The 12,017-nt window shown below is 60.8% G+C and carries 12 protein-coding genes and 1 pseudogene; 7 read left to right on the top strand and 6 right to left on the bottom strand.

The annotated features are described in order from the left end of the window. Positions 1–602: 602 nt before the first annotated feature. The 5 genes from WA237_RS16390 to WA237_RS16370 all read right to left on the bottom strand — a co-directional run bounded on the left by WA237_RS16390 (position 603) and on the right by WA237_RS16370 (position 3,424). Positions 603–956, bottom strand: coding sequence for a hypothetical protein (locus WA237_RS16390; protein WP_009813648.1), 354 nt, complete (start codon positions 954–956; stop codon positions 603–605). A gap of 108 nt (positions 957–1,064) precedes the next feature. Further along, positions 1,065–1,241 (bottom strand): helix-turn-helix transcriptional regulator, encoded by a 177-nt coding sequence (locus WA237_RS16385; RefSeq protein WP_156783347.1) that lies wholly within the window; start codon positions 1,239–1,241, stop codon positions 1,065–1,067. 80 nt (positions 1,242–1,321) lie between these two features. Beyond that, positions 1,322–1,993, bottom strand: coding sequence for a hypothetical protein (locus WA237_RS16380; RefSeq protein ID WP_040617958.1), 672 nt, complete (start codon positions 1,991–1,993; stop codon positions 1,322–1,324). Position 1,994: 1 nt separating this feature from the next. Then, positions 1,995–2,165, bottom strand: coding sequence for a helix-turn-helix transcriptional regulator (locus WA237_RS16375; RefSeq protein WP_336098920.1), 171 nt, complete (start codon positions 2,163–2,165; stop codon positions 1,995–1,997). 71 nt (positions 2,166–2,236) lie between these two features. After that, the gene (locus tag WA237_RS16370; protein ID WP_336098919.1) at positions 2,237–3,424 is read right to left on the bottom strand and encodes a tyrosine-type recombinase/integrase; all 1,188 of its coding nucleotides are present in this window, start codon (positions 3,422–3,424) and stop codon (positions 2,237–2,239) included. 372 nt (positions 3,425–3,796) lie between these two features. Between WA237_RS16370 and WA237_RS16365 the strand changes: the two genes are divergently transcribed. Then, the gene (locus WA237_RS16365) at positions 3,797–4,543 is read left to right on the top strand and encodes a FadR/GntR family transcriptional regulator (protein ID WP_336098917.1); all 747 of its coding nucleotides are present in this window, start codon (positions 3,797–3,799) and stop codon (positions 4,541–4,543) included. Here the strand turns inward: WA237_RS16365 and WA237_RS16360 are convergent. Then, the gene (locus tag WA237_RS16360) at positions 4,527–5,822 is read right to left on the bottom strand and encodes an ABC transporter substrate-binding protein (RefSeq protein ID WP_336098915.1); all 1,296 of its coding nucleotides are present in this window, start codon (positions 5,820–5,822) and stop codon (positions 4,527–4,529) included. The two genes, WA237_RS16365 and WA237_RS16360, sit on opposite strands and share 17 nt — an antisense overlap. Before the next feature lie 170 nt (positions 5,823–5,992). On the opposite strand from WA237_RS16360, the gene WA237_RS16355 reads away from it, so the two are divergent. The 6 genes and pseudogenes from WA237_RS16355 (at position 5,993) to WA237_RS16330 (ending at position 12,015) form a co-directional block, all read left to right on the top strand. Further along, entirely contained in the window at positions 5,993–7,336 is a 1,344-nt protein-coding gene (locus WA237_RS16355; protein WP_336098913.1) for an NAD(P)/FAD-dependent oxidoreductase, read from the top strand. Positions 7,337–7,586: 250 nt separating this feature from the next. After that, entirely contained in the window at positions 7,587–8,969 is a 1,383-nt protein-coding gene (locus WA237_RS16350; RefSeq protein ID WP_336098912.1) for an ammonium transporter, read from the top strand. A gap of 33 nt (positions 8,970–9,002) precedes the next feature. Continuing rightward, positions 9,003–9,176: a hypothetical protein gene (locus tag WA237_RS16345; RefSeq protein WP_156783348.1), complete on the top strand. Its 174-nt coding sequence runs from the start codon at positions 9,003–9,005 to the stop codon at positions 9,174–9,176. A gap of 93 nt (positions 9,177–9,269) precedes the next feature. Continuing rightward, positions 9,270–10,402, top strand: a pseudogene (locus WA237_RS16340) (aminomethyltransferase family protein). Between the two features lie 66 nt (positions 10,403–10,468). Further along, positions 10,469–11,071 (top strand): dimethylamine monooxygenase subunit DmmA family protein, encoded by a 603-nt coding sequence (locus WA237_RS16335; RefSeq protein WP_336098911.1) that lies wholly within the window; start codon positions 10,469–10,471, stop codon positions 11,069–11,071. Further along, positions 11,068–12,015 (top strand): PDR/VanB family oxidoreductase, encoded by a 948-nt coding sequence (locus WA237_RS16330; RefSeq protein ID WP_336098910.1) that lies wholly within the window; start codon positions 11,068–11,070, stop codon positions 12,013–12,015. The genes WA237_RS16335 and WA237_RS16330 overlap by 4 nt, the downstream gene beginning before the upstream one ends. Positions 12,016–12,017 lie beyond the last annotated feature (2 nt).

Genomic DNA, 12,017 nt, shown 5'->3' with positions numbered 1-12,017 from the left:
CACATCAGTGTAAGGGGGTCATTTTTGGACGCCGATCACCCCGCTACGGGGTCAATTTTGCACGCCTGTTCACAGCCTGCCTCCCTTGAACAAAGTCCAGGAAGGCCGCTTGGCGCTGCGGCGGCATCGCGGCGAAGCTTGCGAAGCAGTACGCCTCATGCTCCTCAGGTTCGGCCAGATCAGCCCAGAAGGCTGCCTCATCCATGCTCGAAACCAGAGGGGCAATAGGCTGGCCCGCCCCACTCCAACCCAGCGCCGCGCTTGCAACAACACGTCCATCTTCTGGGGAAAGCGCCTTTAGGGTGACATAGGCCAATGCCGCTCGCTCAGGCGCGCTCAGACGAGACCGCAGGACTGCCGCGAGTCCCAGCCATGCATCTGTGTCGTTAAGAAGGAGGCAGTACCCCAGAGACCGGGATACGCGCTTGATGCGGTGAGGCATGTGCGCGGCCAAGGCCGTGCCTCGAGTGGAAGGGCTAGAGACGCTCGCAGCAGCCATCACGAACCCTCCCCATAGTGCAGGCCAGCAACAAGCCGGGCCTGGGCTGCGGTGAGGCCGTAGAGGCGCTGCAGATAAGCAATCTGGAGTTTGAGGGTACCGATCATTTGACACCCCCGAAGATCCGACGAACTTTCCCCGCGAGGAAATAAACGCCGAACCTGGCGCGGTCGGTTGCGGTGTCGTTGTCGTACATCTCCTTCGTGATCGGCACCCCGTAATCGTGACGCAGAATGCACACACGGTCGGAAATGCGCACCGGGCTGGCACAGTAGAGGGGCTGCTTGATTAGGGCGTCCAGAATGATCCTATTGCCCTTGGTAAGCGTAATGGTCTTAGCTTTGCCATCCTCGCCAATTATCTCATATCGCGCTGGGGCCGTGCCGGTGGGCATGTCGCTCCAACGTTCGACGCGAAGCGCGTTGGCGGGTGGTTTGTCTGTGGGCTTACTGCTCATGAACCGCGTTCCTTTCTGGATTGAAAGGCCGGGGCATTTGGGCTATTCTTCGAGTGTCGTCTTTCAGAATACCGCCTCTGCCCGTGCCTTGCGGGTGGGGGTTTTCTTTTAGGCGGCCTGCGACTGGCCAATGAGCGCGTCATCAACCTGGCTTTCGATCCAGTACGGACGACCGCCCAAGCGGATCGGTTCAGGAATGCGGCCAGCTTCTACGTCTCGATACAGGGAACTCCGAGAGCGCCCGCCGAGCTTCTGAGAGAGCTGATTGAGGTTCAGGTAGGTCATTGCTTCACCTTTCTGTTGCATGGTGAAGCAAGATTTAGAGATTACTGGGTGTCGCGCTTGTGGGGGATAATTTTTTATCTCTACACGGCCTTGGGAGGTTTGGTCCAAGTCGCGGCAATGTCGGGGCGTGACATCTTTATTCTCGTCGCTTCGCCAATCAAATACTGAGTCTCCTCACGCAGGCGGACGTCAGCCGGTTTCTTTGAGTGAAGCAGGTGTCTGATTGCCCCGTCGCTCAAGTGATACCCATTGAGCGCTAAGCCCTCGACCACAGCGTCACACGCGCTGTTTTTAATGCGTGTGGCGTCGCCACTTGAAAGGCGCAAATCAAATTCGTTGGCAACCTTCCAAGTAATACAAATCAAAAACTGATTTCTAAACCAAGTTTCCTTTCGCCGCTGTGCTGGCGGATCCTTCAAGAGGCCGCTCATAAATAAGTAAGAGAAAACACGTAATGGTTCCGGGAGTTCCCGGCCCTCGAACAGGAAGCACGCTGATATTTCCCGGCACAGTTGTCGCGCCCCAAGAGAGGTTTCATTCATGGACCAAAGCTTGGCCGCTGCCTCGTCGGAGACTTCAAACGTCCAACCGCCTGCCTGAGTAGGCTTAAAGTGAATATCTAGCGAAAGCTGAAGCAGTACTCGGTCGGGAGGATACTTTTCGCTCAGAAAGCCCTTCTCCGTGAACATAAAACGGGACGCTTTTTGCACCCACTCGACAGCCCGCGCGAAATTTTCCTGCCTTTCACTCAACTCACCGGCCCTCCACCCATTCGCTGATCGCACTCTCCCGCCAGCCGATGGCACGAAGCCCAAGCTTTTGTGGGGGCGGGAAATCCCCTCGGCCAATCATCCGATAGATAGTTGAGCGGCTCAAACCAATGATCTCCTGAACCTCACGGCAACGTAGTATTTTGTCAGTCATTGAATGTCCTTGTTCAAATGAATGACAAGAATTTACTGAAGGAGGGTTTCGGAAAAATTTATGGCGCGAGATCATGCGATGGCCACCACTTTCCCGGCGCTGTTTCCGGTGACAAAGTCAGCCCATTTCGCCATCAGGGGACGGCGCAGGTCGAGGAGGTCAGTCCGTTTGTATGCGCGGGAAACCTTGTTGCCAGTTGCATGAGCAAGCGCCGTTTCCGCCAGATCCTCGGAGAAGGTCGTTGCTTCTGCACACCATGTCCTAAAGCTCGACCGGAAACCATGTGGCCGTGCCTCCAGGCCTCGGCGTTCCATTAGGGTGCTCATGGTCGCATCAGAGATCACACCCTTCCTCGCTCCTGGGAAGAGAACGCCATCACGTGATAGCGGCTTCGCTTGTTTGATCACGTTCAATGCCTCCTCGGAAAGAGGGACGCGAAACTCCTGCTCTTGGCTCTTCTTTGCTTTCATTAGCTCGGCAGGCACAGTCCAGATATCTCCGGAAATCTGATCCAAGTGACAGAAGCGAATGGGTTTGGACCGAAGTCCGGTCAGGATCAAAAAGCGAAGGGCCAGATGCGTGACCGTGGCTTCAGACAAGCTTTGATAGAACGCGGGTACTTCTTGCCAAGGAAGAGCCGGGATGGATTTCGGCTTATGCCGAGACTTGCCTAAGAGCGCTTTGGCCTTTTGAGTGGCCTGCATATCCACATCGAGCCCCATGGCAGCGGCATGCTGAAAAACGATGTTCAAGCGGTGCAAAGCTTTCCCGGCAGTTACTCCCTTGGTGTGCCAGATTTCTGCTAGAGTGTTTTTGATGTCTCTCTGGTCGATGTCCTCGATGGGCACTTTCCCGAGCTTGGGCAGGACGTGCAGTTCAAGGGGCGAAAACCACCGACCAGCTTTGCCATCTTCCCGGAGTTCCGGTTTGCGGGCTTCAAAGGCTTCTTTCGCCACGGCAGCCAGCGTGTGATCATCGCGCGCAGCCTTCCGCCTCTCTCGCTCACGCTCTTTGATAGGGTCTTTGCCATCCCGAACAACAGACCGCCAACGCTCAGCCGCCTCCCTCGCTTCCTTCAAGCTGACAGATTGGAGGTTGCCCAACCCCATCTCTCTACGGCGGCCATGGACGGTTACACGCAGAACCCATTGTGCGCCTCCGTCCTTGCGCTTGATCAGCCAGAGACCGCCGCCATCGCAGTAGCTCCCCGGCAGGGCGTTTTTCACCTTCGCGGCAGACAGCCTATTCAGAGCGCCCAAATCTTATCCCCCTCTCAATCCACCCCTATATATAGTATATTATGGGATAGGATGAAACACTGTGAGACAATGGATTTGTTGTTTTTCAGACACCTACCGGATTTTGGAAACAGCCTGATACGCATTGATACAACAATTGGATGCCCTCTTGAGGCACCACTTTCTCAGTCCAGCCCTCCGCCCTAACGTCGGCTTTTGACAACAGTCGAGAGCAGAAGACCCCGCGCGAGATCCCCCATCTGCCCATTTCTCCACATAGTGAGCGAAAGGGCATCAAGGGGGCACCGCATGCACTGGATCCGACATTGCCTCGCGCCGAGACTGGATTTTTCCGCCCGCGCGGCCTAGTCATTCTGGCAATGTTCTTTCCAGATGACAGCAAGGGGCCTGAATGTGAACGGATCGCATCGCCGCATTGGCATCAGCGACGACACCGCCCAGGTCGTCGGCGTCACGGTGCAATATGTCATCGACACACTGACCAACCGCATCGTGTCGCGGGAATATGGCGTCGACGAGCGCCTGCCGTCAGAGCGGCAGATGGCGCTCGATCTCGGTGTGGCGCGCAACACGGTACGTGAGGCGCTGGATAAGCTCGAAGAGCGCGGGATGATCCGCCGCCGTGCCGGTTCGGGCTCTTTCGTGACCTATGATCCCGAGGCTGTCACGACCTCTTCGGCCCCCGTCGCAGCGGAGACGGGCCCGCTGCATCTGCAAGTGGTGCGCGGCATATTCGAGCCCGAGATGGTGCGCCTTGCCATCATCACCATGTCGCCGCGCCAGATCGAGGCCTTGGGCGAGACCTTGTCGAGGATGGAGGCGGTCCAGACGGATGCCATGCAATTCGTGCGCCTCGAAGAAGAGTTTCACCGCCAGCTCGCCGAAGGCACCGGCAACCCGTTGCTGACCGCCTGCTATAACCTGGTGATCGATGCCCGGCGGCAGAGCTTTCGCTCGGCCATGTACCGCCGCCATCTGACGCCAAGCCGCATCACAGCCTACCAAAGAGGCTATAACGCCCTGTTCAACGCCATCGCGGCGCGGGATGTCGAAGAGGCCAGCGAATTCATGAAACTGACCCTTCTCGAAGACCAAAAGCTGCTCATGCAGGAAGACTGATCTCGCTCTGCGCCGAAGACCGGGGCGACAGGCGCTGATGCCACATCTGGCCCAGCTCCGTCATATGCAGCTTGAGCCGCGCCTCATGCGCGTCGAGCCACTCTAGAACCGACCCGAATTCCACAATCCGGGCGCGCCCGTCTCGGATCTTGACCACCGGCCAATCCCCCACCAGCGCGTTGTCGATGCCAAACAGCGGCGTGCCATACCACCGGGCGGGGCCAAAGGCGTGCGGCATCTCTTGCCGCCGTTTCATCGCCGCAAGCACCGAGACCGGCGCGGTGGTGTCGGCCAGCTCGACCGCATTGTGCCACAGGTCGAGCACCGAGGCATATTCCCAGCTCACCGCGTTCCACTTGCCGGGATACTGCCGGTTGTAGCTGTCAAAAAACGCCTTGGGTCGACTAAAGAAGAAACTCGTATCGGCAAGCTTCGGGTCGTCGAAATCGGGAAACTGAAACGTGTATTTCGCCATGAACTCGGGCGAGGTCCGGGCGATCATGCGGGGATAGTCATCCGCGGTACAGGCGAGGATTTCACCGGCAAACCCCTGAGCATGGGCCGCTTCGGTCAGCGCCTGCATCATCGGCGGCGCGGCCGAACAAAAGCAGAGCACATCCGGCTGCTCTGCCAGCATCGCCGCCACGATCTCTTCGGCATTGGTGGCGCTGGGGGCATAGCGCAGCTCCTTGACCATATCATGCCCCGTCGCCTCAAAGGCCGCCCGATAGACCGCGAGCGACGGCAGGCCGAGCCGATCGGACTGGCTGCATAGGGCAACGCGGCGGGCCTGCGGCACGGCCCGGGCGAGCCATTCGACACCGGTGACATTGAACAGCGGATGCACCTCCGCCGGGGCGATCATATAGGGGGTGTCAGGCGACAGATCGCTGGGCAACAGGGTCGAGACGAGCACCCGTTTCTGCATCAGATAGGGCAGAACCGGCGCAAAGCTGTCGCCGCCGAGGGTCAGGATCAGCCGCACGCGCTGCCGCTCCACCATGTCGCGCGTGGCCGCCAGGGTGCGCTCTGCACCAAGCGCACTGTCATGCAGCACGATCTCAACCCGGTGGCGCCGCCCGGCGATCATCAACCCGCCCGAAGCGTTGATGCCATCGGCCCAGATCCGGCAGCCGTCAATGCCCTGATGGCCCCATTCCGCCTCGGGTCCCGAGAGCGGCGTGACGAATCCAATACGCACCGGCGAGTGATTCTGGGTGCCCAACATCCGGAGCGTACCGCTCACGGCAAGGCGCTGTGCGAATGAAACACTGCTCATGGATTCACCTTTCATCACGATTCCTGCACAAATTATACCACATTTGCAGGAAATAAAGTTTCCACGTGGGAAAAAATTGACCCACGAGATCGGCCCCGGCTCACTGGTTCACACGAGTGGACCAGTTTTCAATCCTGGTATGGACCAAATTCCGAGCCGAGGGAAAGATCATGACGAAACGCGTGGCCGTTATAGGCGCAGGGCCCTCGGGCCTGGCACAGCTCAGGGCCTTTCAATCCGCCGCCGACCAGGGCGCCGAGATCCCCGAAATCGTCTGTTTTGAAAAACAGGCCAATTGGGGCGGGCTGTGGAATTACACTTGGCGCACGGGGTTGGATGAAAACGGCGAGCCGGTGCATTGCTCGATGTACCGCTACCTCTGGTCCAACGGACCCAAGGAGGGGTTGGAATTCGCCGATTACTCCTTTGAGGAACATTTCGGCAAGCAGATCGCCTCCTACCCGCCGCGCGCCGTGCTCTTCGACTATATCGAAGGCCGGGTGCACAAGGCGGATGTGCGCAAGTGGATTCGTTTCAACAGCCCGGTGCGCTGGGTCAGCTATGATGCGGAGACGGCCAAGTTCACCGTCACGGCGCACAATCACGAAACAGACAGCACCTATAGCGAAGACTTCGACCACGTCATCTGCGCCTCGGGGCATTTCTCGACCCCGAACGTGCCGTTCTACGAAGGGTTCGACACGTTCAACGGCCGCATCGTTCACGCCCATGATTTCCGCGACGCGCGCGAATTCGAGGGCAAGGATGTGCTCGTCATGGGCGCCTCCTACTCGGCCGAGGACATCGGCTCGCAATGCTGGAAATATGGCGCCAAATCGATCACCAGCTGCTATCGCTCCGCCCCCATGGGCTATGCCTGGCCCGACAATTGGGAAGAAAAGCCGGCCCTCGAGAAACTGACCGGCAAGACCGCGCATTTCGCCGATGGCAGCACGCGGGATGTGGACGCCATCATCCTGTGTACTGGCTACAAGCATTTCTTCAGCTTCCTGCCCGATGACCTGCGTCTCAAGACGGCCAACCGGCTCGCGGCGGCAGACCTCTACAAGGGCGTCGCCTATGTCCACAACCCGGCCATGTTCTACCTCGGCATGCAGGATCAGTGGTTCACCTTCAACATGTTCGACGCGCAGGCCTGGTGGGTGCGCGACGCCATCCTCGGCCGGATCACCCTGCCCAAGGACAAGGCCGCCATGCTCGCCGATGTGGCCGAACGCGAGACCCGCGAAGAGGCCAGCGACGATGTGAAATACGCGATCCGTTATCAGGCCGATTACGTCAAGGAACTGGTGGCCGAGACCGACTATCCCAGCTTTGACATCGACGGTGCCTGCGACGCCTTCTTCGAATGGAAGAAACACAAGGCCAAGAACATCATGGCCTTCCGCGACAACAGCTACAAATCGGTGATCACCGGCACCATGGCCCCCGTCCACCACACCCCGTGGAAGGAGGCCCTGGACGATTCAATGGAAGCCTATCTGCAGAACTGAAAGGAGCGCCGCCCGCCAGAGCGGGCTGCGACGTGCTGCGTGCTGAACGCCACGGGACCGGGCCTTTGCCAAGAACGGCGGCGCCACCCCATCGGGCCCGCAGCACAAAGAAATCAAACGGGTCGACCCAAGGTTTTCGCCCTTCCCGCATTTCGACCCGAAGACAGAACGCCCCCGGTCCAACTCCGAGGGCAGGGAGGGAAATTCCACGCGGGCGACATGCCGCCCGTCATCTAAAAGGAGATTGGACGTGGAACAGGAACTGGCAACACTGGCGGCAACCGTCGCCGAGCTACAGGCGAAGGCGGCCGCCACCGGCAGCATCTTCTCCGAAACATTCTACTACCTGACCATCCCCCTCATGGTGCTGATCCATGTGGGCTTTCTGGCTTATGAAATGGGCGCGTCCCGGTCCAAGAACGCGCTGGCCTCGGGGATCAAGAACATCCTCGCCTTCGCGATGATCGTGCCCTTCTTCTACTATGTCGGCTGGTGGATCTACTGGGCCTTCCCCACCGGGCTGAGCGGCGCCATGGGGGCCATGGAAATCTCCGGCTTTGCCTATGCCAACGAAATCGCGAGCCCGACCAGCCCCTATATGGGTCCGAACCTCGGGGATCAGGCCTCCGGCGTGTTCTGGGGGGCTTTCGTGCTGTTCGCCGCCACCACCGCCTCGATCCTGTCTGGCGCGGTGATCGAACGTATTCAGCTGACTGGCTTCATCGCGCTCGCTGTGGTCCTGGGCGCGTTCATCTGGATCCTCGCCGCCGCCTGGGGCTGGCACGCCGATGGCTGGCTGGTCACGAAGCTCGGCTACCATGATTTCGGCGCCTCGGGCGTGGTGCATATGATCGCGGGCTTCTTCGCGCTGGGTGTCCTGATCAATCTCGGGCCCCGGATCGGCAAGTTCAACGCCGATGGCAGCGCCAACCAGATCGCCGGGCATTCCATGCCGATGACCCTGATCGGGCTCATGCTGATCATCGCGGGCTTCTGGGGCTTCCTGATGGGCTGCGTCATCGTCCCCGGCGAAGCCTGGTCCTGGAGCGGCAAGATCGAAACCTCGATCTATGGCACGCCGATGACCATGTCTGGCATGACCTTCAACGTGCTGATGGCCTTCGCAGGTGGGATCATCGGGGCCTGGATGACCACGCGTGATCCGTTCTGGATGATGTCCGGCGCGCTGGGTGGCATCATCTCTGCCGCCGCCGGGATCGATCTGTGGTGGCCGCCGCTGGCCTTCGTGATCGGCTTCATCGGCGCCAGCATGATGCCCTTCGTCGCGAGCTTCATCGAACGGATGAAGATCGACGATGCGGTCGGTGCCTTCACCGTGCATGGCTTCCTCGGCCTGTGGGGCGTGATTGCGGTCGGCATCGTCGGCAGCGGCTACCCGGCGCTCTTCGGCGAGGCGGATGTGATCGAAATCTCCTTCATGGGTCAGCTGGGCGGTGCCGCCGTCATGGCGCTGCTGGGCTTCGTGCCGGGCTATGCCGTGTCCTTCGTGCTGAAGGCGATGGGCATGCTCCGCGTCCCGGAATCGGCAGAGCTGCTCGGCCTCGACCTGACCAAGGTGCCGTCCTCGGCCTACCCGGAATCGATCCACCCCTCTGTCTCGCCCGCTGAATAAGCGGACGGGCCCAATCGCAAACAGAAAGGACACATGATGAACCCTGTAACCTCTGGAACCTGGGATGGATTTGAAGGCGCCTATTACACCGGCTTTGGCAGCATGGAGCTGATCTGGCTTCTCGCCACCATGGCGCTGCTGGCGATCGCCATCTTCCTTGGCAACAAGCACGAGAAATCGGCCTACGCCGCGGTCGAGAAAAAGTAGGGCCCCGGCCCTCGGTCCGGGGCGGTATCGCCGTCCCGGACCCCCGAAGATTTATCACAGTATGACGCATAGACTGATTAGGACGACATAGAAATGACCGCATCATGGAGATTCTCGGCCCTCGCCGAGCGACATCGCGCCCTGGGCTCCGATCTGGAAGACTGGAGCGGCATGGGCACCGCCTGGAGCTATGACAAGGATCAGACCGAGGAATATCTCGCGATCCGCACCAAGGCCGGCGTCATGGACGTCTCGGGCCTGAAAAAGGTCCATGTGATCGGCCCCCATGCCAGCCACGTGATCGACCGCGCCACGACCCGCGATATCGAAAAGCTGAAGCCCGGCCGCTCGACCTATGCCTGCATGCTCAACGATCAGGGCAAATTCGTCGACGATTGCGTGATCTACCGCATGGGACCGCACAGCTTCATGGTGGTGCATGGCTCGGGCGCGGGACATGAACAGCTGACGATGGCGGCGACCGGACGCAATGTCTCGGTGCTGTTCGACGACGACATGCACGACATCTCGCTGCAAGGCCCGCTGGCGGTGGACTATCTCGAGAAACACGTGCCGGGCATCCGCGACGTGGTCTATTTCAGCCATATCCACACGACGCTCTTTGGCAAGCCAGTCACGATCTCGCGCACCGGCTATACCGGCGAACGTGGCTATGAAATCTTCTGCCGCCGTCAGGATGCGCCGCTGATCTGGGATACGATTGTCGAAGAGGGCGCGGAGATGGGCATCATCCCCACCCGCTTTACCACGCTCGATCTCTTGCGCGCCGAAAGCTACCTGCTGTTCTTCCCCTATGACAATTCCGAAATGTACCCGTTCGAGGACGAACCCCATGGCGACACGCTGTGGGAACTGGGGCTCGACTTCACCGTGTCCAAGGGCAAGACCGGCTTTCGCGGTGCCGAGGAACATTACCGTCTCAAGGGCAGGAGCGGTTCAAGATCTACGGCGTCAAGCTGGACGGTACCGAACCCGCCGCCGAGGGCGCGCCGCTGCTCAAGGATGGGGTCGAGGTCGGCGTTGTCACCATCGGCATGTACAGCCCGCTCAACGAGCACAATGTCGGCATCGCCCGCATGCCCGTCGATTGCGCAGTCGAAGGCACCGCCCTGACCGTCAAGAACCCCGATGGCGAGATTGCCGCCGTGGCGAGCCCGATGCCCTTTCACGACCCGGACAAGCTTCGGCGCACCGCGAAAGGCTAAGGCCCGCACCCCGGCGCATCGCGCATGCGCCGGGGTCGCCACCGGCACGACCCGAAGGATAGGCACATGACCCAAGTAACCTTTTCCCCATCGATCAAAACCCGCCCGGTCTATGCGCCCTTGCAAAGCCAAGGCGACACACCCGCCATCCTCCTGTGCGAGGGCGACGGGGCGCTGGCCATTCTCGATCTGGCCGCCCGCGATGCCTCGGTTCTGGGCCGGGCGCATCTGATCCACATTCCCGCCGGCACCGCCCATGGCCCCCAGCTGCGGGCGCTCGGCGCGCGCATGTATCACGAAGCACCGAGCTTTGAGGCGCTCGCCGCCCGCTATGGCAAGGCGCTCGCCGATGCCACCATGAGCACCCGGCTCTATCTTGCTGGCACCGAAGGGCTGATCGCCAAGGCGACGGCTGCGGCCCTGGCCGCAGGGCTGCCGCATCAGGCGATCCAGGCCGAACACCGCGGCTCCATCGCCCGGCGCATGCAATGCGTGCATTGCAAGGGCGTGACCGAAGAGGTGACCACCGATCCGTTCACCTGCTCGCATTGCGGGCTGACGCTGTTCGTGCGCGATCACTTCTCGCGCCGTCTTGGCGCGTTTCAGGGCGTCTGCGTCGATGCCGAAACCCCGGGCGACGTGCCCGCCACGCAGGAGATCCGCCCATGAGCGCCCGATTGCTGCGCGTGACCGAGGTCGCGCCGCTGACCCCGCTTGTCACCCGCTTCCGCTTCGAGGACCCCGATGGCGCCCCCTTGCCGCTGTTTTCCGGCGGCGCACATGTGGTGGTCGAGATGCCGGATGAGGGCGTGCTGCGCCGCAATGCCTATTCGCTCATTTCCGCGCCGGATGACGGGTCGGGCTATGAAATCGCGGTGCGCCGCGAAGATGCTGGCCGGGGCGGATCGCGCTATATGCACAGTCAGGTGACCCCCGGCACGCTGATGACCGTGACCAGCCCGGTGAACCTGTTCTCGCTCGACCTGCGGGCACGCAAACATGTGCTGATCGCTGGCGGCATCGGCATCACGCCCTTCCTGTCGCAACTGCGTCAGCTGGCACGCATGCAGGCCCCGTTCGAGCTCCATTATGCCGCGCGCAGCCGGGCCGAGGCGGCGGGGCTGGCCTTTCTGCCCTCGGCCCCGAACATCCATCTGCATATCAGCGACGAAGGCAATCGGATGGATCTTGGCGCCATTCTCACCGGTCAGCCGCTGGGAACCCATGTCTATACCTGCGGACCCGAAGGGCTGATCACCTCGGTCGAACAGGCCGCCGCCCGGCTGAACTGGCCCAAGGCGGCGCTGCATTCCGAGGCCTTTCTTTCGCCACCACCGGGCAAGCCGTTCGACGTGACGCTGGCCCGCTCTGGCCGAACGCTCACCGTCGGCCCGAACCAGAGCCTGCTCGAGGCGCTGGAGGCCGCCGAGATCGACATCCCCTGGAGCTGTCGCGGCGGCGCCTGCGGCCAATGCGAAACCGCCGTGACCGCCTGTCATGGCCGGATCGACCATAACGATCATTGGCTGAGCGACGACGACCGCGCCGCCCAGCAAAAGATCATGCCCTGCGTGTCCCGTTTCCAGGGGCAGCATCTCGCTATTGACCGATAGGA

It is taken from the genome of Roseovarius sp. CH_XMU1461 (assembly GCF_037027165.1).
In the GTDB taxonomy this organism is placed as follows: domain Bacteria; phylum Pseudomonadota; class Alphaproteobacteria; order Rhodobacterales; family Rhodobacteraceae; genus Roseovarius; species Roseovarius nubinhibens.
This window is presented reverse-complemented; position numbering and strand designations above follow the sequence as displayed.

Coding starts and splice junctions, on each gene's coding strand:
- WA237_RS16335 (WP_336098911.1), top strand. CDS start 10,469: ATGACCCAAGTAACCTTTTCCCCATCGATCAAAACCCGCCCGGTCTAT.
- WA237_RS16375 (WP_336098920.1), bottom strand. CDS start 2,165: ATGACTGACAAAATACTACGTTGCCGTGAGGTTCAGGAGATCATTGGT.
- WA237_RS16355 (WP_336098913.1), top strand. CDS start 5,993: ATGACGAAACGCGTGGCCGTTATAGGCGCAGGGCCCTCGGGCCTGGCA.
- WA237_RS16360 (WP_336098915.1), bottom strand. CDS start 5,822: ATGAGCAGTGTTTCATTCGCACAGCGCCTTGCCGTGAGCGGTACGCTC.
- WA237_RS16365 (WP_336098917.1), top strand. CDS start 3,797: ATGACAGCAAGGGGCCTGAATGTGAACGGATCGCATCGCCGCATTGGC.
- WA237_RS16330 (WP_336098910.1), top strand. CDS start 11,068: ATGAGCGCCCGATTGCTGCGCGTGACCGAGGTCGCGCCGCTGACCCCG.
- WA237_RS16385 (WP_156783347.1), bottom strand. CDS start 1,241: ATGACCTACCTGAACCTCAATCAGCTCTCTCAGAAGCTCGGCGGGCGC.
- WA237_RS16345 (WP_156783348.1), top strand. CDS start 9,003: ATGATGAACCCTGTAACCTCTGGAACCTGGGATGGATTTGAAGGCGCC.
- WA237_RS16390 (WP_009813648.1), bottom strand. CDS start 956: ATGAGCAGTAAGCCCACAGACAAACCACCCGCCAACGCGCTTCGCGTC.